At 56.4% G+C, this 21,741-nt stretch carries 23 protein-coding genes; 14 read left to right on the top strand and 9 right to left on the bottom strand.

All coding sequences use genetic code 11. From position 1 onward, the window contains the following. Positions 1-19: 19 nt before the first annotated feature. The 5 genes from phhA to AC2FLG_RS11545 all read left to right on the top strand — a co-directional run bounded on the left by phhA (position 20) and on the right by AC2FLG_RS11545 (position 5,755). Positions 20-820: a phenylalanine 4-monooxygenase gene (gene phhA / locus AC2FLG_RS11525; protein ID WP_496706271.1), complete on the top strand. Its 801-nt coding sequence runs from the start codon at positions 20-22 to the stop codon at positions 818-820. A 7-nt stretch (positions 821-827) separates the two neighbouring features. Next, complete coding sequence (locus AC2FLG_RS11530) at positions 828-1,181, top strand: 4a-hydroxytetrahydrobiopterin dehydratase (protein ID WP_496706273.1); 354 nt, start codon at positions 828-830, stop codon at positions 1,179-1,181. A gap of 122 nt (positions 1,182-1,303) precedes the next feature. Then, a complete protein-coding gene (locus AC2FLG_RS11535; protein WP_496691746.1) occupies positions 1,304-2,878 on the top strand; it encodes a lysine--tRNA ligase in 1,575 nt (524 codons plus the stop codon). A 48-nt stretch (positions 2,879-2,926) separates the two neighbouring features. Beyond that, positions 2,927-3,328: a DUF4864 domain-containing protein gene (locus tag AC2FLG_RS11540; protein WP_496706274.1), complete on the top strand. Its 402-nt coding sequence runs from the start codon at positions 2,927-2,929 to the stop codon at positions 3,326-3,328. Between the two features lie 138 nt (positions 3,329-3,466). Continuing rightward, positions 3,467-5,755, top strand: coding sequence for a glycosyl hydrolase family 28-related protein (locus AC2FLG_RS11545; RefSeq protein WP_496706275.1), 2,289 nt, complete (start codon positions 3,467-3,469; stop codon positions 5,753-5,755). A 43-nt stretch (positions 5,756-5,798) separates the two neighbouring features. Here the strand turns inward: AC2FLG_RS11545 and AC2FLG_RS11550 are convergent, their stop codons facing one another. Next, entirely contained in the window at positions 5,799-6,482 is a 684-nt protein-coding gene (locus AC2FLG_RS11550; protein ID WP_496706276.1) for a hypothetical protein, read from the bottom strand. A 123-nt stretch (positions 6,483-6,605) separates the two neighbouring features. Here AC2FLG_RS11550 and AC2FLG_RS11555 point away from each other — a divergent pair, with 123 nt between their 5' ends. From AC2FLG_RS11555 to AC2FLG_RS11570, 4 genes are all read left to right on the top strand, one after another. Beyond that, positions 6,606-6,926, top strand: a complete 321-nt coding sequence (locus tag AC2FLG_RS11555) for an antibiotic biosynthesis monooxygenase family protein (RefSeq protein WP_142635654.1) — start codon at positions 6,606-6,608, stop codon at positions 6,924-6,926. A 71-nt stretch (positions 6,927-6,997) separates the two neighbouring features. Further along, positions 6,998-7,405, top strand: coding sequence for a universal stress protein (locus tag AC2FLG_RS11560; RefSeq protein WP_281972496.1), 408 nt, complete (start codon positions 6,998-7,000; stop codon positions 7,403-7,405). Positions 7,406-7,562: 157 nt separating this feature from the next. Continuing rightward, positions 7,563-7,964: an excalibur calcium-binding domain-containing protein gene (locus AC2FLG_RS11565; protein ID WP_246097187.1), complete on the top strand. Its 402-nt coding sequence runs from the start codon at positions 7,563-7,565 to the stop codon at positions 7,962-7,964. 38 nt (positions 7,965-8,002) lie between these two features. Beyond that, positions 8,003-8,356: an MmcQ/YjbR family DNA-binding protein gene (locus AC2FLG_RS11570; RefSeq protein ID WP_496706278.1), complete on the top strand. Its 354-nt coding sequence runs from the start codon at positions 8,003-8,005 to the stop codon at positions 8,354-8,356. Between the two features lie 43 nt (positions 8,357-8,399). On the opposite strand, the gene AC2FLG_RS11575 is transcribed toward AC2FLG_RS11570, so the two are convergent. After that, positions 8,400-8,624, bottom strand: a complete 225-nt coding sequence (locus AC2FLG_RS11575; protein WP_496706280.1) for a hexameric tyrosine-coordinated heme protein — start codon at positions 8,622-8,624, stop codon at positions 8,400-8,402. Between the two features lie 110 nt (positions 8,625-8,734). Between AC2FLG_RS11575 and AC2FLG_RS11580 the strand changes: the two genes are divergently transcribed. Then, a complete protein-coding gene (locus tag AC2FLG_RS11580) occupies positions 8,735-9,181 on the top strand; it encodes a MarR family winged helix-turn-helix transcriptional regulator (protein WP_271948315.1) in 447 nt (148 codons plus the stop codon). Between the two features lie 275 nt (positions 9,182-9,456). After that, positions 9,457-9,747 carry an antibiotic biosynthesis monooxygenase family protein gene (locus AC2FLG_RS11585; RefSeq protein ID WP_142635662.1) on the top strand — a complete coding sequence of 97 codons (291 nt, stop codon included), beginning with the start codon at positions 9,457-9,459 and terminating at the stop codon, positions 9,745-9,747. Positions 9,748-9,998: 251 nt separating this feature from the next. On the opposite strand, the gene AC2FLG_RS11590 is transcribed toward AC2FLG_RS11585, so the two are convergent. The 3 genes from AC2FLG_RS11590 to AC2FLG_RS11600 form a co-directional block, all read right to left on the bottom strand. Beyond that, entirely contained in the window at positions 9,999-11,096 is a 1,098-nt protein-coding gene (locus AC2FLG_RS11590) for a hypothetical protein (protein WP_496706412.1), read from the bottom strand. Beyond that, positions 10,991-13,177, bottom strand: a complete 2,187-nt coding sequence (uvrB, locus tag AC2FLG_RS11595; RefSeq protein ID WP_496691741.1) for an excinuclease ABC subunit UvrB — start codon at positions 13,175-13,177, stop codon at positions 10,991-10,993. The genes AC2FLG_RS11590 and uvrB overlap by 106 nt, the downstream gene beginning before the upstream one ends. 81 nt (positions 13,178-13,258) lie before the next feature. Further along, complete coding sequence (locus AC2FLG_RS11600) at positions 13,259-13,738, bottom strand: SRPBCC family protein (RefSeq protein WP_496691740.1); 480 nt, start codon at positions 13,736-13,738, stop codon at positions 13,259-13,261. 158 nt (positions 13,739-13,896) lie between these two features. Here AC2FLG_RS11600 and AC2FLG_RS11605 point away from each other — a divergent pair, with 158 nt between their 5' ends. Together AC2FLG_RS11605 and AC2FLG_RS11610 are read left to right on the top strand one after the other, a co-directional pair. Then, positions 13,897-14,208 carry an ETC complex I subunit gene (locus AC2FLG_RS11605; protein WP_142635668.1) on the top strand — a complete coding sequence of 104 codons (312 nt, stop codon included), beginning with the start codon at positions 13,897-13,899 and terminating at the stop codon, positions 14,206-14,208. Then, on the top strand, positions 14,209-14,685 hold the full coding sequence (locus AC2FLG_RS11610; RefSeq protein WP_142635670.1) for a GNAT family N-acetyltransferase: 477 nt from the start codon (positions 14,209-14,211) through the stop codon (positions 14,683-14,685). An 8-nt stretch (positions 14,686-14,693) separates the two neighbouring features. Here AC2FLG_RS11610 and AC2FLG_RS11615 read toward each other — a convergent pair whose 3' ends face one another. Continuing rightward, complete coding sequence (locus tag AC2FLG_RS11615; RefSeq protein WP_496706282.1) at positions 14,694-15,563, bottom strand: LysR family transcriptional regulator; 870 nt, start codon at positions 15,561-15,563, stop codon at positions 14,694-14,696. A 103-nt stretch (positions 15,564-15,666) separates the two neighbouring features. On the opposite strand from AC2FLG_RS11615, the gene glyA reads away from it, so the two are divergent. Next, positions 15,667-16,974 (top strand): serine hydroxymethyltransferase, encoded by a 1,308-nt coding sequence (glyA, locus tag AC2FLG_RS11620; protein ID WP_496706284.1) that lies wholly within the window; start codon positions 15,667-15,669, stop codon positions 16,972-16,974. A 101-nt stretch (positions 16,975-17,075) separates the two neighbouring features. Here the strand turns inward: glyA and hutU are convergent, their stop codons facing one another. The 3 genes from hutU to hutI form a co-directional block, all read right to left on the bottom strand. Further along, complete coding sequence (gene hutU / locus AC2FLG_RS11625) at positions 17,076-18,749, bottom strand: urocanate hydratase (protein WP_496706286.1); 1,674 nt, start codon at positions 18,747-18,749, stop codon at positions 17,076-17,078. Positions 18,750-18,854: 105 nt separating this feature from the next. Then, the gene (gene hutH / locus AC2FLG_RS11630) at positions 18,855-20,390 is read right to left on the bottom strand and encodes a histidine ammonia-lyase (protein WP_496701674.1); all 1,536 of its coding nucleotides are present in this window, start codon (positions 20,388-20,390) and stop codon (positions 18,855-18,857) included. After that, entirely contained in the window at positions 20,387-21,595 is a 1,209-nt protein-coding gene (hutI, locus tag AC2FLG_RS11635) for an imidazolonepropionase (protein WP_496706288.1), read from the bottom strand. Before hutI ends, hutH begins: the two co-directional genes overlap by 4 nt. Between the last annotated feature and the right edge of the window lie 146 nt (positions 21,596-21,741).

The raw sequence follows: 21,741 nt of genomic DNA on the forward strand, positions 1-21,741 counted from the left end.
CTTTTCAGGAGGAGCTTCCATGCCAAAGTCGACAAAATACGTCGCCAAGGTGACCAATGCCAATGGTCATATCACATATACCGACGAAGAGGATGCTGTCTGGGCTGATCTTTATGCCGCTCAGCAAGAGAACGTACAGCGCTATATGGCGCGTGATTATCTTGAGGGGCTGGACCGGCTGGAGCTTCCGAAAACCCGTGTTCCATCATGCGCTGATATTTCTGAGAGGCTTCTGGATATGACAGGCTGGAAAGTGCAGCCTGTACCCGCGCTGATCGGGTTCAAGACTTTCTTTGGCATGTTGGCCGACCGGGTTTTCCCGGCGGCCTCGTTCATCCGGTCCCGCGAGGATTTCGATTACATCGAAGAGCCTGACATCTTTCATGAGATTTTCGGCCATACACCACTGCTGAGCGATACGCGATTTGCCGCCTTCAGCCACGCTATCGGATTGGCGGGGGTGCAGGCCGGTGAAAAAGACTATGCCTGGCTGATCCGGCTGTATTGGTTCTCGATCGAATTTGGCCTGCGGCGTCAGGATGGGGTGATCAAGGCGCTGGGATCGGGGCTTGCCTCATCCCCGACCGAACTTGTCTACGCGGTGGAAAGCGAAATACCCGACCGCGATCCCTTTGACGTTCTGACGATCCTGCGCACGCCCTACCGGATTGATATGCGCCAGATGGGCTATTTCGTGCTGGACGACCCCGAGGAACTGTTTGCCGCCGCCGACCGGGATTTGCTGGCGGATGTGCATAAGGCGCAGTCACTTGGGCTGTTGCCGAATAAGTTTCCCGAAAAGGCAACCGCGGCGGAGTGAGCTGGACATGACCACATCAGAACAAACCTGCACCCTCTCGGATCGGACCTGTGCCCCTTGTTCCGGCGGTATTCCCGCTTTGACCCGTGATGCGGCAAGAGCCCATCTGGCCCAGTTGACCTCCGATTGGTCGCTGGATGCGGATGCAAAATCCCTCAGCCGTCATTTCAAAATCAAAGGCTTTGCCAAGGCGACCTATCTGGCGAACCTTTGCGCCTGGCTGGCCGATCAGCAAGGGCATCATCCCGATATCCGCTTTGGTTGGGGATATGTGGACGTTCTACTGACGACACACGAAATCAGTGGCCTCAGCGAGAATGATTTCATCTGGGCGGCCAAGTTGGATCAGTTGGTCGCCTGATGTCAGCTTCCCGTTAGGAAAAACAGCTTGCTTTATTGACTCATGCTGCACCGGCACAATAGGAGGGGTCGGTCGGCGGCAAACGAAAGCCGACGCTGTTTTCCCGATGGAGCTTGAAGAAAATGTCTGAACTGCGTGAAACCGCGATGTCGTCCAAGGCCTGGCCTTTTGAAGAGGCGCGCCGGTTGCTCAAACGCTATCAGAAAGGGGCTCCGGACAAGGGGTATGTGTTGTTCGAGACGGGCTATGGCCCGTCCGGCTTGCCGCATATCGGGACATTTGGCGAGGTGGCGCGGACCACCATGGTCAAGCGTGCGTTTGAGGCGCTGTCGGATATTCCGACTAAGCTGATCTGTTTCTCGGACGATCTGGACGGTATGCGCAAAGTTCCCGGCAACGTGCCGAATCCCGAAGCGCTTGAAGAGCATTTGCAGCGTCCTCTGACTTCGGTCCCTGATCCGTTCGGCGAATACCCAAGCTTTGGCGAATACAACAACGCAATGTTACGCCGGTTCCTCGACACTTTTGGGTTCGAGTATGATTTCTATTCGGCGCGCGACTTTTATCGTTCGGGTCAGTTTGACGAGATTCTGAAGCGGGCGGTCGACAACTATGATGCCGTAATGGCCATCATGTTGAAAAGCCTGCGAGAAGAGCGGCAGCAGACCTATTCGATCTTTCTGCCGATCCACCCCGAAACGGGTCGGGTTCTGTACGTGCCGATGAAAAAGGTCTGCGCCGAGACCTATACCGTCACCTTTGATGACGACGACGGCAAGGAATGGACGCTGCCGGTCACGGGGGGCAACGTAAAGCTGCAGTGGAAGCCGGATTTCGGTGCGCGCTGGGCCGCGCTGGGCGTTGATTTTGAAATGTATGGCAAGGAACATGCCACCAACGAAAAGATCTATGACGCGATCTGCCGGGCGTTGGGTGGCCGTGCGCCAGAGCATTTCAGTTATGAGCTGTTTTTGGATGAGAACGGTCAGAAGATTTCGAAATCTTCGGGCAATGGCGTCTCGATCGACGAATGGCTGACCTATGCACCGACTGAGAGTCTTGCGTATTTTATGTATCAAAAGCCCAAGACCGCCAAGCGGATGCATTTTGATGTGATCCCCAAGGCCTATGATGAATATCATCAGCAACTGCGGGCCTATCCGGGGCAAGAGTTGAAGGCGCAGCTGAACAATCCCGTGTGGCATATCCACGGTGGCGATGTTCCTGAATCGACGCTGATGGTGCCGTTTGCGATGCTGTTGAATCTGGCGTCAGTTTCGGGGGCCGAAGACAAAGAAGCGCTGTGGGGCTTCATCCGCCGCTATGCGCCCGAGGCTACGGCAGAGACGCATCCTGATCTGGATCAGGCGGCGGGATTTGCGGTCCGCTACTTTAACGATTTCGTCAAGCCCACCCGCCAGCACCGGGCGCCGACGGATCAAGAGCGCGAAGCGCTGGAGGCGTTGAAAGCAGAGCTGGCGGCATATGACGGACCGATCGAGGATGAGGCGCTGCAATCGGTGGTCTACTCTGTCGGGCGCGAGCGGTTTGACCCTATGCGGGGCTGGTTCACCGCGCTCTACGAGGTGTTGTTGGGCGCATCCCAGGGGCCGCGATTTGGCGGGTTTATCGCGCTTTACGGCGTGCCGGAAACCATTGCGCTGATCGACAAGGCGCTGGCTGGAGAGCTGGTCTGATTTGACCTGATCGCGTGTGGGGCTATCCTTCGATCAGGAGGTGGCCCCATGCGTCGTTTATTGCTTGCTGTATCTTTGAGTGCCGGACTGGCATTCGGAGCCATTGCCCAAAACGCCGAGATCGAGGCGAATATCGCGGGGCAGATACAGGCGTTCAAGGCGGATGATTTCGCAACCGCCTTTACATTTGCCAGCCCCACTATCCAGCGCCTGTTCGGAACGCCTGAGAATTTCGGGGTGATGGTCCGGCGTGGCTATCCGATGGTCTGGCGGCCTGCGGACGTGCGGTTTCTGGAACTTCGCGAAATTTCAGGGGCGTTGTGGCAGAAGGTGATGATCACGGATGGCGACGGGCAGGTTCACATTCTGGACTACGAGATGATCCCTCAGGGACAGAGCTGGAAAATCAATGGCGTGCAGCTTTTGGGCAATTCGGATCCGGCGGCGTAACGCAACACCACCGTCACGGTGATATGAGCGGCGGTTAATTCCTTTTCGATACTCAGGCTTTTGCGTTCGGGGCCGACCCCGAACACTGGGTTTATGCGCGTGGTGATTGGCCGCTGCGCGAATGGGAAAGGGATTTCTATGAACAAGGCAATCACCGACGGCATCGTGTTCATGCCGCCTGCTTTCGCAAACGGTCTGAACGTATGGTCAAGTGGTGACGGAACACCGGGTTCGCCAACCTATCATGGATCGGGGAATGGTGTATTTGTTCCGGCGGACGCGGATTTTGGCGGATGTCTGGAAATTCTGAAGGTGAACGCAACACAACAGCTGCGCTATATGGGTCAGACACCGCTGCTGCCCGGGTGCTACTTACAGATCAAAGCCCGGATAAAAGCGATTAGCGGCCCCTTGCCCGAAGTTCGTATCGCCGCCTGGGCGGGCGGGGCAGGTGATGTTCAGGTGCCGGGCGTGGTCGAACAGGGCCCGGCAACACAGCTGTCCGGGTACGGCACCGTGCATGAAATCACTGCGATTGTTGGCGCGGGGCAACGGATGGGCGTGGATATGCCCTGGGGTGTTTCCACCCTGTACGGGCATTTCGGGTTGGATATTGAGGGCACCAACGGGGCTGTGGTCCGGGTTGACGACATCGAAATCACGGATGTTACCAATGTGTTCCTGCGCGACATGATCTCTCTGGTCGATGTGCGCGATTTTGGGGCCGTGGGCGATGGCGTGGCAGATGACACGGATGCGTTTGTCGCGGCTGATCAGGCGGCGAATGGGCGGCGTGTTTTTGTCTCGAATGGCACTTACCTTTTGACGGAGAACACGACGATCTCGTCTGAGATTGAATTTGAGGGCACGGTCACGATGCCCGATGACAAGATGCTCTTGCTGACCAAGGATTTTAACCTGCCAGCCTATATCACCGCCTTCGGCGCCGAAGATCTGGCGTTCAAAAAGGCCTTTCAGGCTTTGCTGAACAACTCGGATCATGAATCGCTGGATTTGGGCGGACGCAAGATTTCGGTGAGCGAGCCGATTGATATGGCGGCGGCGGTTCCCAACAAACAGACAGGGTTTTCTACACGGCGGATCATCCGCAATGGCCAGTTCGATGTTCAAAGCAGTTCGGCCTGGGACACCGAGACATTCACATCTCTGGCAAGCTACAGCCCGTCGGACCCAACGCGTTTGACCAATGTTGCGAATGTGGCCAACATTCCTGTCGGCGCGCTGGTGCAGGGCAGCGGCGTAGGCCGCGAGATCTATGTCCGGTCCAAGGATGAGGGGGCGCGAGAGATCACTTTGAACGCCCCGATCTATAACGCATCCGGGACGCAAACGTTCACCTTTTTGTCTTTCAAATATCTGCTCGATTTCAGCGGTTTCAGCACGTTGCGCAAGTTCGGAATGGAAGAGATCGAGTTTCAATGCAATGGCCGCTGTAGCGCAATCCGCCTAGCGCCGTCAGGCAGCACATTTGCCATAACGAACTGTTTTATCAGCCGACCTTTGGATCGTGGTATCACCTCGATCGGTACAGGGTGTCAGGGCATGTTGGTCGATAATTGTCAGTTCCTGTCTTCTGAAGAGTCCTTTGACGTCTCGGATCGCAAGTCGATTGCGTTGAACTCAACGGCCAATGACATCAAGTTGCGCCACAATCGCGCGGTTCGTTTCCTGCATTTTGCGGTGCTGGCAGGGACCAACAACATGGTCCTGGGTAACCATTTTTTCCAGGGAGACAGCATCGCTCAGGGGGTGCGCTCGGCCGGGTTGGTCATGATCGGAACTTACAACAGCTCGACCATCGCCGAGAACTATGTCGATAACTGTTTTGTCGAATGGACAAATGAGCGGGATTCAGACCCTGTTTACACCGCTGGCTTCTCGTTCAGCGCCATGAGCATTACAGACAATATCTTCTACTCGAACGAGGTCGCTCCCTGGTTCAGCAGCATTGTCATTCGTCCCTATGGCGCCGGGCATTTCCTGAACGGCGTTGTCGTGACGGGGAACAAATTCCGATCCATCAACGGTGGGATCGACCGGGCCGAACGCGTGGACACGACATTTGCTGATCTGAACAACACAGCCCATTTGAACGTGACGTTTGAAAACAATACGTTCCATGGTGTGACTGCTAAAACCGCAAATCCACTGAGGGTACGGCACGCACAGAACACCGCTGCAACGGCGTGGACGGTGTCTTCTGAGGATCGGTTGCCCTTTGGTGGCAAGGCGCGCAGTTGTGACTCGGTTACCGTTCTGGGACCTTTGAAGACAGCGCTTGGGTCAACCAAATATTCGCACCCCTATGTCCTGCTGGAGCACGGGGTGGATGGATCTGATATCCAGTTACGCTGGCCTGAGGGTCTGAAGGGTGAGGTTTCAGCAATCCTGAGGATGGAGCGCTGACGGTGCGGGCGTCTGCCTGAATTAATGTAGGAACGGATTGGACTTAGAATTCGTTCCACAAAGCCAGTCTGATGCCCGTGTTTTTGCGGGCATCATTTCTTTCCACCCCCAGAATCCAGGCAGTAGAACTGTCTTTGGTTCGGATCATGACCGAGGGGCGTGCCTTCCAATATATCGAGTGCCCAGACCTGTAGGCCGTTTCGATTTGGATAAGGGGATTGATCAACCTGTCCGATGAAAGCCCTGTTGTCAGGTCGAGCTTTCGATAGATGTCATCATGTGTTCGGTTTTCGATGGCGGCATCAATCGCGATCCAACCGCTTCCCAAGGCGCTCTGGAATCCTTTGCCGTAAGACAGCGTCACTTTGTACTGTGCCCAGGCCCGTTCTTGTTTGTGATATGCACCGGCACCAAATTCAGCAGCGAGCCGACCCCATTGGCCCAAATCCGCTACTGGGACACGGGCAAAGATGAGTGCATGGCCATAGAGGTCTTGGTTTTGTTCGAAATCAAAGCCGACCGTCAGGTTCTGGCTGTATCCCCATTCCGCATAGAGAGAGGTTTTATAGTCGTACCCATCCTCAGGGAGCCGAAAAGCTGTCAGTGAGGCGGCTGTGAATGCTGCATCCTTTTCTCGCAGCCATGCACCTGACCAGGCAGGAGAGGCCATCAGCAACAGGTGCAATATCAGGGCAATGCGATACATGCTTGCAGCTTCCGTCAGCATGGTTAACGGAGTGTTAGTGTTTTGTTCATTTTTCGAATTGAAAAGAGCGCGCCAAGGCCAAAATGAAACACAAGACCTTTCAGAATCCTGTGTTAGGTTTGAGACAGACAAGGGAGTTTCAAGATGCCAAAGATTTCCAAAAACGCTACTGTGCAGACCGTAATCACGACATTTGAAATGACGCCTGGCACCTGCCAGGATCTGCTTGAGGCGTTGACGGATGCCTATGCCAGCTTCATCTCAAAGCAACCTGGATTTGTTGCAGCGGGATTGCACGTGAATGACGCCCAGACCCGGATTGCCAATTATTCGCAATGGGAGCGTCGCGAGGATTTTCTGGCCATGCTGCGTACGTCAGAAATGCGTGATAGAAACCGTAAAATCAACGAGTTGTGCAAGAGTTTTGAGCCCGTCATGTACGATGTTGCGGAAACCTTCAACTGATCCTGACCTGGATCAAGGTCACGCGTCTGGTAATCGACCAGTATACTTGAGCAACCAAGGAGGCGCGTGCCATGTATCACAATATTCTTGTACCAATATCATTCGACGACGCGCGTGATATGCCGTCCGCATTGAAACTGGCGCAACTGTTGGCAGCACCCGAGTCACAGGTCACGCTGCTGCACGTGGTCGAACATATACCGGCCTATGCCAGCGCTTATATGCCGGTCGGGTATCTGGACGATGCGCGCAAGGCCGTTCAGGCCGAGTTGGATGCGCTGGCGGAAAATATTTCGGGCGCCCGCGGAGTCGTTGTCGAGGGGCATTCCGGTCGGACGATCCTTGACTGGGCCGACGTGAATAAGCCGGATCTGATCATCATCGCGTCTCATCGACCAGGTATGCAGGACCTGCTTTTGGGCTCCACCGCTACCCATGTTGTCCGCCACGCTGCATGCTCAGTGCACGTGGTGCGTTAGGTCTCTGCCAGATCACAAGCGAGCAGCCAAGAATTTGGCGGTCTGTCTTGTTTGCTTGGCCCAGGCTCGTAGAGCGTCCTGCATCGTGACAGAGTTTCACAGATATGTTTGTCCCTTAGGTATCGGCATCCCACGGATACTGGTGTATTGATCGGGAATGCAGCCAGAAAAGACCACTCCAAAGGCGCTGTTCACGGATCCGAAATCGGCCAAACGTGTTCAACGCGCCGAAGCTCTGCGCCGGCGCGCATTGTCACCGGTGCGGATTCTGCTGATGGTCCTCATGTTGCCGCTGACGACAGGCATCATTGCCCTGAGCGTCTGGTTGCGCACTTCCGAATTCGAGCGTGATGAGGCGGTTTTACATCTTGTTGCTCTTGCCGGATGTGGTGCTGCGCTCTCAGTTCTTCCTGGTCCGTTTCTGGAGGGCGAGCCGGGCTATCACCTGCAAAACGATCCCGATCAGGATGGTGTGGCCTGTGGAGTGATTGCCCCGAATGCAGAACAAAGCGCTGCCCCTCAAAAACGCGTTGGCAATGCCAAATTCGTGAGGCCCTGACAGGTGGGTAAGGACTTCGGAACAAAGAGGCTGAGCCGATGACGCGAGCAGAGTTCAACAGTTTCTGCGCGGGCCTGAAGGCCAGCTCTCATGTGGTTCAATGGGGCAATGCAGACGTGTGGAAAGTGGGGGGCAAGGTGTTTGCGATCTGCGGCTGGAACGACGGTCAGGACGCCTTCACCTTCAAAGCCACTGAACTGGCCTTTGAGGTGTTGAGCGACGAACCCGGAATTCGCCCTGCGCCATATTTGGCCTCGCGCGGGATGAAATGGCTGCAGGTCTATGAGGACCGCGGGATGAGCGACACGTCGCTGCGCGATCATATCGTGACGTCCTATGATCTGGTCGTGGCCAAGCTGACCAAGAAGATGCGGGCGGAACTGGGCGTATAGGAATGGGTCATTCCATCCGCCACCCAGCCCATTTCACCTTTACTCATTTGCGCCAATAGTTGTTCGCCGCCGCCACGGTCTGGTAATTTGTCGCCACGACATGCGACACCATAGTCAGGCTGTCCGCATCGTTTTCGTAGATCGGCCTCAGGCGCTGACGAATCTCGTCATTGGGCTGCGTCTTCTTAACCGCCATCCGTGATAGTTTGATTGCCAGGTTAAATCCCTCCTCGGGTGTCTCGGTGATGAGCGTTGGTAGCCAGGACATGTGTTGCCTCCTATATCGTGCACAATAATATCGAGCACGATATAAACGACCTTGTGGGCGTGGGTCAATGAATTATATCGTGCACGATATAAGCGAGCGAAGGTGCTGCCGTGACAGATTCTCCGACCCAACCGAAGACCGACGAGATGTTTTGCCATGCGGTCTATACGTCATGGCATGTGATCAACCGCGCTTATAAGAGACACCTCGGCCCGCTAGGGCTGACCTATCCGCAATACATCACCCTGACTCTGCTGTGGCAGAGAGACCGGCGAAATGTCAGTGAGTTGGCCAACGCGTTGTCGATGGAAACCAGCACGCTGACTCCGCTGCTGAAACGCCTTGAGGCCGACGGGCTTGTCGACCGAACCCGTAGCAAAGAGGACGAACGCCAGGTTGTTGTTTCTCTGACCGGGGCGGGATCGGCCTTGCGGTCTGTGGCGCATGAGATCACCGCCTGCATGATCGCCGATACCGGGCTGGACGAACCTGACCTAGACCGCCTTTTGAATACGCTGGAGAAGCTGAAAGCCGGCTTGTCTCAGGCCGGCAATTAGCACAGGCCGCAAACACGGTGAACGGCGCTTTGGTTGATCGGGTTCGGTCTGGCTGCGGCTGTGGAATCACAATATGTGAATTCAGATGTCGAGCCTTCCGCGCTGGGCAGCAACTCTGGCGTGTCAGTGGCCCAAATACAGTAAGGCGTATGGTTGAAAATGGCCGCAAATCACGCGTATCAATGTGAGATTTAGGGCTGCCGTGCTAGGTTGTGTGCGGCGGGGTCGTTCCGACCGCGTCACATGGCGATATCGCCGGACGAGGGAGGAAGATCATGTTTGCACGTATTACTCAATTCAAGATGAAGCCCGGCACGCGTGAGGCGGCGACGGCGAAAATGAACGCATTGAAATCAGAAATCATGGGTATGCCCGGCATGCACAGCTTTACCAATGTGATGAACGAGGACGGGTCGGGCTATGTGATCTCGGTTGTTGAAAGCGAGGCGACCTCGAACGCAAACGCACCCAAAGTGGCCGAGCTGTGGGGCCATTTCGCCGAGTTCATGGAAAGCCCGCCAACGCCGGTTGGGTATGATGTGATTGCCCATTGGGATAAGGGATAAGGGATCGGGCGGGATATTCCCGCCCTTTTTTTGCAAAAGAACCTGTGCCAGATCCTCGGCCAGCACCACACGGGTGCCGCGCACTCGGTGAATGGCGCTCTGGACTTCATGCGTGCTGGGCAGGGTGTTGGAGTTCGTCATGGCAGCCGTTTGGAATCACAATCTGTGATTTCAAACGTGGAGGAGGGAGCGCTGGGCTGCAAGGGTGGAGTGTGACGTGTTGCACAGAGTTTCAGATAAAACTGGAACTTCTAACCTATGACGGATGTTTTACCTTCAAACTCAATCGCCAAACTATACCGGGCGTTCGGCCCGTCCTCAAAGTTCTCATTGTGAATGATGAATGGCTTTTGACCAAGGAACGGGCTAATTGCAGTGCTGACAGACCACAAGAGTATCATCTCATACGCAAAGGTGAGGCAATCACGCATCTGCGCTAAGAAGTCAGAAACTTCTGTCAAAATATCGTTTTTGTCCAAGCCAACTATATGCAGACAGGGAGCGCCGATCTGGCCATCCTGCCTCATCCAGTAGTCAGAAAAATTTATGTACCTGTTTGCTTTCGGGTGTTGCTCAATATTCCGGAACTCCCTGACCAACTTCATGTCATGTTCGACATTGGAGAATGCTCTTTCATTCTCAAAAAACTGTGCTGGCTCGAAGTCTACCCGACGTTTTAGGTCTGACAACCAATTCGCGCCCATGTCATTTTCAGGAAAGACGGAAACAACTAAATCACGAATTGCATCGCGAAAGGCACTAATCGCATAGAGAGAAGATGCCCACAGGTTGTCCAGCTCAGGATAGTTTGGAAGCGCAAAGTTTTTCATTGAAGTTAGTTCAGACAATTCTCTTTTTGTGACAGAGGCGTGCTCCTCCAATCGTGCAATATTATTGTCGATCAAACTACCGGATTGAGCTGCACGAAGGGCTGAGATCAATACGCCGTCGACAGAAACTGGCAATTCCCAACTTCTGTTTTTTGTCAGTTCAATTGCTTGGATTAATGTCCTGCTGACAACCTTGCTGGACGCTCCGCAAGAGGCAACGCGTTGTTGTAAATTAGGAATTTTAGCACTTGTTCGCTTGGGATCAATCTCGTCGGCTAATTGAATGCGCCAAATACTTGCTTCCTTGATGGCATACAGTTGATCGTTGATGACTTGCATAAATTTGACGCCACTTCGATCAGAAGCGTCACCAATGCTCATTGAGAATCCAAAATCGCGTTGGTGCATAGTCTTTACCGCTTCCGCCGCTTCACATTCCCACCCCGCTGCCCCGGCCTGCCAGCCGTTGAGCGTCCGCGCGATTTCACCGCGTCTTCCGAGGCTTTCTCGACCGCCCATTGGCGCGCCATGGGGTCGTCGGCGATGGCCAGATCGACTGCTTCCAGGCGTTTGATCTCGTCCCTAATATTGGCGGCCTCTTCGAATTCCAGATTCTCGGCAGCTTTGCGCATCTTGTCGCGCAGCCCGTCCAGATGCGCCTCAAGATTCGCGCCGTGCATCGGTTTGTCGATGGTGGCGGTGACGCGGTTCATGTCGACGTCGCCTTTGTAGAGACCGGCCAGAACGTCCTCGACATTTTTCTTCACCGTTGCGGGTGTGATGCCGTGTTCCTCGTTATAGGCCATCTGCTTGGCGCGGCGGCGGTTGGTCTCGTTCAGGGCGCGCTCCATGGAACCGGTGATCTTGTCGGCATACATGATCACCCGCCCGTCGGCGTTGCGCGCGGCGCGGCCAATGGTCTGGACCAGTGAGGTTTCGGATCGCAGGAAGCCTTCTTTGTCGGCGTCCAGAATGGCGACCAGCCCACATTCAGGGATGTCGAGCCCCTCGCGCAGCAGGTTGATACCGATCAGCACGTCGAACGCGCCCAGACGCAGGTCGCGCAGAATCTCGATGCGTTCCAGTGTGTCGATATCCGAGTGCATGTAACGGACCCTGATGCCCTGTTCGTGCATGTATTCGGTCAAATCCTCGGCCATGCGTTTGGTCAACGTTGTGACCAGCGTGCGATAACCGTCGGCGGCGACCTTGCGCACCTCGTCCAGCAGATCGTCGACCTGCATGCCGACAGGGCGGATTTCGACCTCGGGGTCCAAGAGCCCGGTGGGGCGGATCACCTGTTCGGTGAAGACACCGCCGGTCTGTTCAATCTCCCACTTGGCCGGGGTTGCCGAGACAAAGACGGATTGCGGGCGCATGGCGTCCCATTCCTCAAACTTGAGGGGGCGGTTGTCCATGCAGGAGGGCAGGCGGAACCCGTGTTCGGCCAGCGTGAATTTGCGTCGATAGTCGCCCCGGTACATGCCGCCGATCTGCGGCACGCTGACATGGGATTCGTCAGCAAACACGATGGCATTGTCGGGGATGAACTCGAATAGGGTTGGCGGCGGCTCACCCGGTGCGCGGCCGGTCAAATAGCGTGAGTAGTTTTCGATCCCGTTGCAGACGCCAGTGGCCTCAAGCATTTCCAGATCGAAGTTGGTGCGCTGTTCCAGCCGTTGGGCTTCCAGCAGCTTGCCCTCGCCGACCAGCTGGTCCAGCCGGATACGTAGTTCCTTTTTAATGCCGATGATCGCTTGGTTCATCGTTGGCTTCGGCGTCACGTAGTGCGAGTTGGCGTAAACCCGCACCTGTTCCATATTCGCGGCGCGTTCGCCGGTCAGCGGGTCGAACTCGGTGATGGTTTCCAATTCCTCACCGAAGAACGAGAATTTCCAAGCGCGATCTTCAAGGTGGGCGGGCCAGATTTCCAGGCTGTCACCCCGCACCCGGAACGAGCCCCGTTGGAATGCCTGATCATTTCGGCGGTACTGCTGGGCGACCAGATCGGCCATGATCTGGCGCTGGTTGTATTCACCGCCGACCTTCAGGTCCTGCGTCATCGCCCCATAGGTTTCGACCGAACCGATACCGTAGATGCACGACACTGAGGCGACGATGATCACGTCATCGCGTTCCAATAGCGCCCGCGTGGCCGAGTGGCGCATCCGGTCGATCTGTTCGTTGATCTGGGATTCTTTCTCGATATAGGTGTCGCTGCGCGCGACATAGGCCTCGGGTTGGTAGTAGTCGTAGTAAGACACGAAATACTCGACCGAGTTTTCCGGGAAGAAACCTTTGAACTCACCATAGAGCTGCGCCGCCAGTGTCTTGTTGGGCGCAAGGATGATGGCGGGTCGCTGGGTTTCCTCGATCACTTTGGCCATTGTGAAGGTCTTGCCCGTCCCGGTCGCGCCCAGCAGTACCTGTTCTCTTTCGCCGTCGAAGATACCGTTGGTCAGCTCTTTGATCGCGGTGGGCTGGTCGCCTGCCGGTGAGAACTCGGTATGCATGACGAATTCTTTACCGCCTTCCAGTTTCAGGCGGGCGCGGACGTCATCAGCAGTCAGCTGAGTCTTGTCGGAATGGGCGTAAGGCATGGGCAGGCTCCGGGTCAGGCCCCTACATTTGTTCTTATTTTGTCCAACTGCAAGACCTGATCCGAGATAGAAACGGCAGTTTCAGTAATACGCAAACCGATGATCCGGAATTTGATCCGAACGCACCTTTTCTTCAAGCGCTTTCAGGTTGTCACCCAGGACACGCCCCATCATCGCTTTCAGCACAGTCTGCCCGATAAGCCATCCCAATGGACCAAACTTCATTTGATAATCCATGCTCCAGACTACTCTGGATTGGTTGTTGGCAAGGGGTTCAACGGCGATTGCTGCATGTGCTTGGGTCAGAGGCATTGCAGACATCTCAGACAAGCGGACACGGTAGCCCCGGTTGATTTGCCAATCCGTGACTTCTTCGACCAGAGACGTCCCATTTTCAAAATGGCATCGTCGTTTCGATCCCACCCCATCCGCACCTTGTGTTAGCGCATCTACTGAAGTCACCTGCGGGGCGAAATCGTCGATATGCATGAACCGGCTCAGAATGGCCCAGATATCTTCGGGTCGGGTATCAATGTCGAGGCTGCGTTCGTGGTGGATCATCTTGCTGTCCTTGTTGTGGCGTTTGAATGATTATACCATTCCCCTAATGACAGTTTTCGTCATCAGAACATCCTTGTCCTCCGCGACATTTGCCACCTTGTCCCAGGCCTCGCTCTGACGCATAAACAACCTCAGCCAAGTGAGTACGGAGAGGCGACATGCGCGCACGGATCTACCAGCCTTCGCGGAATGCGATGACATCGGGTACGGCCAAGACCCGGCATTGGGTGTTAGAATATGCCCCAGCATCCACGCGCGAGGTTGATCCGTTGATGGGCTGGACGTCTTCCAGTGACACGCAGACCCAGGTGCGTCTGAATTTCGACACCAAGGAAGAGGCGCTGGATTACGCCAAGGACAACGGTATCGACGCACAGGTCAGTGAACCGCATAAACGCAAGCCGAACCTGCGCGCGCGCGGTTATGGCGAGAATTTTGCCACCGATCGGCGCGCACCCTGGACGCATTAAATGATCGACATTCGCGAGGCTGACCCAACCTCCGACGCATTGCGCCCAGTGGTCGAGGCGCATTTTGCCCATAGCGAAACCGCCGGGCCAGCCGAGAGCAATCACACGATGGATGCCAGTGCCTTGGCCGGGCCCGGAATGCGGTTCTGGGCTTTGTATGAGGGTAACAAGGTGCTGGGCTGCGGCGCGCTCAAGGCGCTGCCGGATGGGACCGCCGAAGTCAAATCCGTGCATATCCTTGCCACCGCACGTGGCCGCGGTCTGGCGCGAGTGATGATGACCCATCTTGCTGATCACGCACGGGTCGAAGGGACCTCGGCGCTGGTTCTTGAGACGGGCGCCGATCATCTGTCCTACTACGACGCCGCGCGCAGGCTGTATGAAGCGCTGGGCTATTCCTATTGCGGCCCGATCTACGGCTATGAGGCCGACCCCAACAGCGCCTTCATGCGATTGGATCTAAAGCCCGCAGAATAGGCCGGTTGTTAGGCACTATCTTCGTTCAGCAATGCCACGACCTGTTGCGTTTCGAGCCTTTGCCGCGTTGCGCCAGGTATCTGGATGAACAGAAAGTGGCCCGTTGGGCAGGTGTATTCGCTTGCAGACTTAAGAGCGCCGCTTGCCAAGGCATCCTCAAGCAAACATAGATGCCCCATCAGAATACCTGCACCTGCCTTCGCTTCCTCCACGGCCAGGCTGTACAGAGAAAACTTCGGCCCGGTCTGCGCATCCTGCAGTTCAATTCCCGTGTTCTGTGACCAGATTGTCCAATCGTCGTTCCAGGTCTGGTCATGCAGAAGGACGGCGTCGCCAAAGTGGTTCATACGTTCAAGCAGGCTAGGCGCGCCGACCGGAGAGATGAGATCGGGGCAAATGCAAATCTGCTCGGGCTCAGCATTGGGTTCGCCAATGAATATGGCCAGATCGAACAATTCCCGATCAAGACTGGGTGGGTTTTCCATCGCGGTCACCGAAAAATTGATATGCGGAAACTGCGCCCTGACCCGGCTTAGCCGTTTCGGTAGCCAAAGCTGCGCAACAGATGGCAAGGCGGCGATATGAAAATCGGCGTTAGGTTTGAGGTTGCGGAGGGCACGCGTCGCCTCGGCCAGCCCGTCGAAGGCTGCAGAAAATTCAGCCACCAGAGAAGCCCCGGCCTTGGTCAGTTCCACCCCCTGCGCATTGCGCCGAAACAACGCGGCACCTGCCCAGCCCTCCAATGTCTTGATGTGCTGCGAAATCGCTCCGGGCGTGACGCTCAATTCCTCAGCGGCGACGACAAAGCTGACATGACGTGCGGCAGCTTCAAAGGCGCGCATTGCATTCAGCGGGGGCCCTTTCGGGCGTTTGGGCATGACACTCATTTCAAGCCTTAGTTTTTCTACGCCAAGAAATAGCAAATCTGCTTTGCGCTGTCACGGAATGGCTGCCACCATGCTGCAAAACGGAGGACGTCCAATGACGCTTGCACAACGAGATTGGGTGCCGAGCACCAGTGAAACCCTGATTCAGGACATAGCGGCCACGACGGCGTCCGCAACGTCTGCCGATCTGCTGGCCCGTATCGAGCAGCTGGCCGAGCAGAACCGGGTGATCCATGAGGAAGAGTGCTTTAACCTCAACCCTGCGACCAATGTGATGAACCCGAAAGCCGAAGCGCTATTATCCTCTGGCATCGGGTCGCGCCCCTCTTTGGGGTATCCCGGCGACAAATACGAAATGGGACTGGAAGCGATCGAGGAAATCGAAGTGATCGCGGCCCAGCTTTGCGCGGATGTGTTCGATGCCAAATTCGCCGAGGTTCGTGTGCCTTCTGGTGCGATTGCCAACCTCTATGGCTTTATGGCCACCTGCAAACCGGGCGACACAATCATTGCGCCGCCCGCATCCATTGGCGGGCATGTGACGCATCATGCCGATGGCTGCGCCGGCTTATACGGCTTGCGCACCATAGAGGCCCCGGTGAATGCCGATGGCTATACCGTTGATCTGGACCAACTGCGGGCGCTGGCACGGGCCGAGCGGCCCAAGCTGATTACGATTGGTGGCAGCCTGAACCTGTTCGAGCATCCCGTGTCCGAAGTGCGGTCCATCGCCGATGAGGTCGGGGCCAAGGTCATGTTCGATGCGGCCCATCAATGCGGCATTATTGCCGGGCGCGCCTGGTCCAACCCGCTGGCCGAGGGCGCGCATTTCATGACGATGAGCACCTATAAAAGCCTTGGTGGCCCTGCAGGTGGGCTGATCGTTTCGAATGATGCAGAAATCGCCAAAACGCTGGACGCTATCGCCTTTCCCGGCATGACGGCCAATTTTGATGCGGCGAAAACTGCCGCACTTGCGGTCACGATGCTGGACTGGAAAGACTTTGGCGCGGCCTATGCGAATGAGATGATCGCTATGGCGCAGGCATTGGCTGCGGCTTTGGATGCACAAAATGTGCCTGTGTTCGCTGGGGCCGAGGGCTTTACCAACTCTCACCAGTTCGCTGTGCTGGCTGAGCCCTTTGGGGGCGGGCAGGCGGCCTCAAAAGCCTTGCGCCAAAGTGGGTTCCTTGCCTGTGGCATCGGTCTGCCTGTGGCGGCGGTTGAAGGTGATATGAACGGTCTGCGAATTGGCACGCCCGAGCTTGTCCGCTGGGGGATGACCGCAGGCGATGCGGATCGTCTGGCGGGGTTGATCAAACAAGGTCTGCAAGGCGCGCCGATTGCCTCCGAGGTTTCAGCCTGGAGACGCGCGTTCAATACGCTGTGCTTTGTCCAATAGATCACCGTTTCCAAAAGCAACCGGCGCGCACGGTGTTTGGTGATCGTTCAATCCCGGCCTTCACAAATGAATGGCCGGGATCTGTTCCGCTTGATCCAAACTTAGTTTCCCAGAATTCCAGGCAGGCGCAGCCCGTGTTCACGAGCGCAATCCTTGGCCAGGTCATAACCCGCATCGGCGTGACGCCACACGCCCGAGGCAGGGTCGTTCCACAAAACGCGCTCCAGGCGTTTGGCAGCATCATCGGTGCCGTCGGCGCAGATCACCACACCCGCATGCTGGGAAAAGCCCATGCCAACGCCGCCGCCATGGTGCAGAGATACCCAAGTCGCGCCCGAGGCGGTGTTGACCAGTGCATTTAGCAGAGGCCAGTCCGAGACCGCGTCAGACCCGTCCTTCATCGCTTCGGTCTCGCGGTTGGGCGAGGCGACTGAACCGGAATCCAGATGGTCACGACCAATGACCACCGGCGCGCTTAGCTCGCCCGTTCTGACCATCTCGTTAAACGCCAGACCCAGGCGATGTCGGTCACCCAGACCAACCCAGCAGATACGCGCAGGAAGGCCTTGGAATGCGATCCGTTCGCGCGCCATATCCAGCCAGTTGTGCAGGTGCGTGTTATCGGGCAGCAGTTCTTTGACCTTTTGATCGGTCTTGTAGATGTCCTCGGGGTCCCCCGACAGGGCCGCCCAGCGGAACGGGCCAATGCCACGGCAGAATAGCGGACGGATATAGGCAGGCACAAAGCCCGGGAAGGCGAAGGCGTCTTCCAGACCTTCCTCAAGCGCCATTTGCCGGATGTTGTTGCCGTAATCGACGGTTGGAACACCATCATTGTGAAAGGCAACCATCGCCGCGACCTGCACCTTCATCGAGGCGCGGGCTGCCTTTTCCACTTCCTTCGGAGCGGTTTCAGCCTTGGCGCGCCACTCGGCCACGGTCCAGCCCTGCGGCAGGTATCCGTTGATCGGGTCATGCGCGCTAGTCTGATCGGTGACGATGTCGGGCTTGACGCCGCGCTTGTGTATTTCGGGGAAGATATCGGCGGCGTTTCCGATCAGCGCCACGGATTTGGCTTCGCCCGCTTTGGTCCAACGTTCGATCATATCCAGGGCCTCGTCCAGGCTGTGGGTTTTCTCGTCGACATAGCGCGTGCGCAGTCGGAAATCGGCGGATTTCTCGTCGCACTCCACGGCCAGACAGCAGGCACCCGCCATCACAGCAGCCAGTGGCTGAGCGCCGCCCATACCACCCAGACCCCCGGTCAGGATCCAACGGCCTTTCAGACTGCCACTATAGTGCTGGCGTCCTGCTTCCATGAAGGTCTCATAGGTGCCTTGGACGATGCCCTGCGACCCGATGTAAATCCAGGAACCCGCAGTCATCTGGCCATACATCGCCAGACCTTTCTTATCCAACTCGTTGAAATGGTCCCAATTCGCCCAATGCGGCACCAGGTTCGAGTTGGCAATCAGGACGCGCGGTGCGTCCTTGTGGGTTTTGACGATGGCGACGGGCTTTCCCGACTGCACGACCAGGGTTTCGTCCGCTTCCAGGTCTTTCAGGCTGTCGACGATCAGGTCGAAATCCTTCCAGGTTCGCGCGGCCCGGCCTATGCCGCCATATACTACTAGCTCGTGCGGGTTTTCTGCCACGTCGGGATGCAGGTTGTTCATCAGCATCCGCAGTGGTGCTTCGGTCAGCCAGCTTTTGGCATTCAGTTCGGTCCCGGTTGGCGGATAGATGTCCCGGCTGTTCTTACGAGGATCGCTCATCGGTCATTCCCTTCAGATTGGATGGAGCCCGACAGGGCAAGGGCATTGAAGTTCTCAATCATGTTTCTCGGCTGCGGTCGCGCGCCATCATGGCAAAGACCGCCATCAGTTAAGGCCCGGCAAAGAGGCGTTCAGCGCGTTCAGCAACGCGCCCGACGCGACTAATTCCTTTGCCGCTTTCAGGTCGGGCGCCATATAGCGATCCTCTTGCAGGCTCGAAACATCCTCGCGCAGCCGTGCGATGGCCTGTTGCAGCAACGGGCTCGTCTGGAGGGGTGCGCGGAATTCGATGCCACGCGCGGCACAGAGCAACTCGACCCCAAGGATATGGTTGAGGTTTTCGACCATGCGGGCCAGCCGCCGCGCACCATGCGCTGCCATCGAGACGTGATCTTCCTGATTGGCGGAGGTGGGTGTTGAATCGGTGACACATGGGTTGGCCAGATGCTTGTTCTCGCTCATCAAAGCGGCTGTCGTCACCTCGGCAATCATCAGGCCGGAATTCAATCCGGGTTCAGGTGTCAGGAAAGGCGGAAGATCGAAGCTGAGCGTTGGATCGACCATCAGAGCAATACGCCGTTGACTGATCGCGCCAATCTCGGACAATGCCAGCGCAATCATGTCAGCAGCGAACCCAACGGGTTCCGCGTGAAAATTACCACCGGACACGATCATATCCGCTTCGGTCAGCACAAGTGGGTTGTCTGTTGCAGCATTCGCTTCGATCAAAAGGGTCTGTGCGGCCTGTCGCAGGACATCCATCGCCGCACCAGTCACCTGCGGCTGACAGCGGATGCAATAGGGATCCTGAACACGTGTATCATCATCCCGGTGGCTTTCTCGAATTTCGGATTGCGCCAGTATCTCACGCATCGAACCTGCCGCTTCGATCTGGCCACGATGTCCTCGCAGCGCATGGATTTCGGGCTGCAGCGGAGCGGTTGATCCCATGATGGCATCGGTGGACATGGCCGAGATGACCAGCGCATTGCGCACAGCACGCCAGACTTCGAACAGACCGGCAAGCGCATAGGCCGTTGAAAACTGTGTGCCATTGATAAAGGCCAAACCTTCCTTGGGGCCAAGCTCGATCGGGGACAGGCCAGCCTTTGCAAGCGCCTCGGCGCCCGGAAGAATTTCGCCTTTATATTCCGCCTCTCCCTCACCGATCACTACTGCGGTCATATGTGAAAGAGGTGCCAGATCGCCTGACGCGCCAACCGATCCCTGATTTGGAACAACAGGGGTGACGCCTTTTTCCAGCATGTCTTGCATAAGCTTGATCAGTTGCCAGCGGACGCCAGATGCGCCACGGCCAAAACTCAATAGCTTAAGAGACATCATAAGCCGAACCATCCGGCGGGGCATCGCGTTTCCTACGCCGCAGCAATGGCTGAGGATCAGATTTCGCTGCAAAGTGGCGGTGTCTTCAGATTTGATCTTGAGACTGGCCAATTTGCCAAAACCCGTGTTGACGCCATAAACCGGTACATCACCCGCAGCGGCGATAGCGATCCGTTTTGCGGCCGCCTCGACCGCAGGACGACACGTCGGATCAAGTATGACCGAGGCTTCATCCCAATAGATGGTTTCAAGCTGAGGCAGAGTAGCCTGCCCGGGCGCCAGAGTGAGAGTTGTCACGCTTGACCTCCAAAGATGCGTTTGTGAAGCGGGTTGAACCCGATACGATAAGAAAGCTCGGCCGGACGGCCCACATTCCAGACCGCCAGATCGGCCCGCTGACCCGCGGCGATCATACCGCGATCACTCAAACCAAGGGCACGCGCGGCGTTACAGGTCACGCCCGCAAATGTTTCCTCTGGCGTCATGCGGAACAGCGTGCAGCCCATATTCATGGTCAGAAGAAGAGATGTCAGGGGGGATGATCCCGGATTGCAATCGGTTGCCAGTGCCATTGGGACATCGTGTTTGCGCAGCAGCTCAATCGGAGGCTGACGCGTTTCACGCAGAGTATAGAACGCACCGGGCAGGATTACGCCCGCTGTTCCTGCCTGGGCCATGGTGATCACGCCGTCTTCGTCAAGATACTCGATATGATCCGCAGACAATGCGCCATAGGAGGCGGCAAGCTGCGCCCCGCCCAGATTAGAAAGCTGCTCGGCATGCAGTTTAACCGGAAGGTCAAGCGCAGCGGCGGCGTCAAAGACACGGGCGATCTGTTTGGGCTGAAAGGCGATCCCTTCGCAGAATCCGTCAACTGCATCGACCAGCCCTTCTACATGGGCGGCCCGCAATGTCGGAATGACGACCTCGTCGATATAGGCGTCATCGCGCCCCTTGTACTCTGGCGGAGTCGCGTGGGCGCCCAGATATGTGGTTTGAACAGAAACTGGGCGACGTTTTCCAATTTCGCGCGCGGCGCGCAGCATGTTCAGTTCTGTCTGTTGTTCTAGCCCATAGCCGGACTTGATTTCGATAGTGGTCATGCCCTCTTGGATCATCGCGTCGACGCGGGGCAATGCACTTTCTATCAGCTCTTCCAGGCTGGCGGCGCGTGTCGCTTGAACGGTTGCGTTAATACCGCCTCCGGCGCGCGCAACCTGTTCATAGCTTGCACCATTCAGGCGCATTTCAAACTCTTGGGCGCGGTCGCCGCCAAATACAACATGGGTGTGGCAGTCGATCAAACCGGGCGTCACAAGGCGTCCGTTCAGATCCTCGGCCTCAAGCTCGGTATATTCATCGGGCAGATCGCGTCTGGGTCCGACCCATTCGATAAACTCACCTGATATTACGATGATGCCATCCTCGATTAGCCCATAAGGGCCCTGCTGGCTGGCTTGTGTTGCAATTTTTGCGCCACGAAGGGTTGTTTTACCAGTCATGAGAATCTGATCCCAAGTTGCAATGCTTCTGAAATAGGTATACTGATTACTGCATAATGTGTACACAAAATAATGAAAGGCATCGCGCCGAAGCCGCCTTCTTGGAGTCAAATTAGGTAGAGGTCTTAGGTGCGGGGCAGAGTTAC

The organism is Ruegeria sp. CDSA193 (assembly GCF_059611885.1).

Excerpts from the sequence above, each read along its gene's own strand:
- glyA (WP_496706284.1), top strand. The coding sequence starts at position 15,667 with ATGACGCTTGCACAACGAGATTGGGTGCCGAGCACCAGTGAAACCCTG.
- AC2FLG_RS11590 (WP_496706412.1), bottom strand. The coding sequence starts at position 11,096 with ATGGGCGGTCGAGAAAGCCTCGGAAGACGCGGTGAAATCGCGCGGACG.
- AC2FLG_RS11550 (WP_496706276.1), bottom strand. The coding sequence starts at position 6,482 with ATGCTGACGGAAGCTGCAAGCATGTATCGCATTGCCCTGATATTGCAC.
- uvrB (WP_496691741.1), bottom strand. The coding sequence starts at position 13,177 with ATGCCTTACGCCCATTCCGACAAGACTCAGCTGACTGCTGATGACGTC.
- AC2FLG_RS11570 (WP_496706278.1), top strand. The coding sequence starts at position 8,003 with ATGACGCGAGCAGAGTTCAACAGTTTCTGCGCGGGCCTGAAGGCCAGC.
- AC2FLG_RS11585 (WP_142635662.1), top strand. The coding sequence starts at position 9,457 with ATGTTTGCACGTATTACTCAATTCAAGATGAAGCCCGGCACGCGTGAG.
- AC2FLG_RS11560 (WP_281972496.1), top strand. The coding sequence starts at position 6,998 with ATGTATCACAATATTCTTGTACCAATATCATTCGACGACGCGCGTGAT.
- AC2FLG_RS11605 (WP_142635668.1), top strand. The coding sequence starts at position 13,897 with ATGCGCGCACGGATCTACCAGCCTTCGCGGAATGCGATGACATCGGGT.
- AC2FLG_RS11535 (WP_496691746.1), top strand. The coding sequence starts at position 1,304 with ATGTCTGAACTGCGTGAAACCGCGATGTCGTCCAAGGCCTGGCCTTTT.
- AC2FLG_RS11600 (WP_496691740.1), bottom strand. The coding sequence starts at position 13,738 with ATGATCCACCACGAACGCAGCCTCGACATTGATACCCGACCCGAAGAT.
- AC2FLG_RS11615 (WP_496706282.1), bottom strand. The coding sequence starts at position 15,563 with ATGCCCAAACGCCCGAAAGGGCCCCCGCTGAATGCAATGCGCGCCTTT.
- AC2FLG_RS11555 (WP_142635654.1), top strand. The coding sequence starts at position 6,606 with ATGCCAAAGATTTCCAAAAACGCTACTGTGCAGACCGTAATCACGACA.
- hutU (WP_496706286.1), bottom strand. The coding sequence starts at position 18,749 with ATGAGCGATCCTCGTAAGAACAGCCGGGACATCTATCCGCCAACCGGG.
- AC2FLG_RS11545 (WP_496706275.1), top strand. The coding sequence starts at position 3,467 with ATGAACAAGGCAATCACCGACGGCATCGTGTTCATGCCGCCTGCTTTC.
- AC2FLG_RS11530 (WP_496706273.1), top strand. The coding sequence starts at position 828 with ATGACCACATCAGAACAAACCTGCACCCTCTCGGATCGGACCTGTGCC.
- AC2FLG_RS11575 (WP_496706280.1), bottom strand. The coding sequence starts at position 8,624 with ATGTCCTGGCTACCAACGCTCATCACCGAGACACCCGAGGAGGGATTT.
- phhA (WP_496706271.1), top strand. The coding sequence starts at position 20 with ATGCCAAAGTCGACAAAATACGTCGCCAAGGTGACCAATGCCAATGGT.
- AC2FLG_RS11540 (WP_496706274.1), top strand. The coding sequence starts at position 2,927 with ATGCGTCGTTTATTGCTTGCTGTATCTTTGAGTGCCGGACTGGCATTC.
- AC2FLG_RS11565 (WP_246097187.1), top strand. The coding sequence starts at position 7,563 with ATGCAGCCAGAAAAGACCACTCCAAAGGCGCTGTTCACGGATCCGAAA.
- AC2FLG_RS11610 (WP_142635670.1), top strand. The coding sequence starts at position 14,209 with ATGATCGACATTCGCGAGGCTGACCCAACCTCCGACGCATTGCGCCCA.
- hutI (WP_496706288.1), bottom strand. The coding sequence starts at position 21,595 with ATGACTGGTAAAACAACCCTTCGTGGCGCAAAAATTGCAACACAAGCC.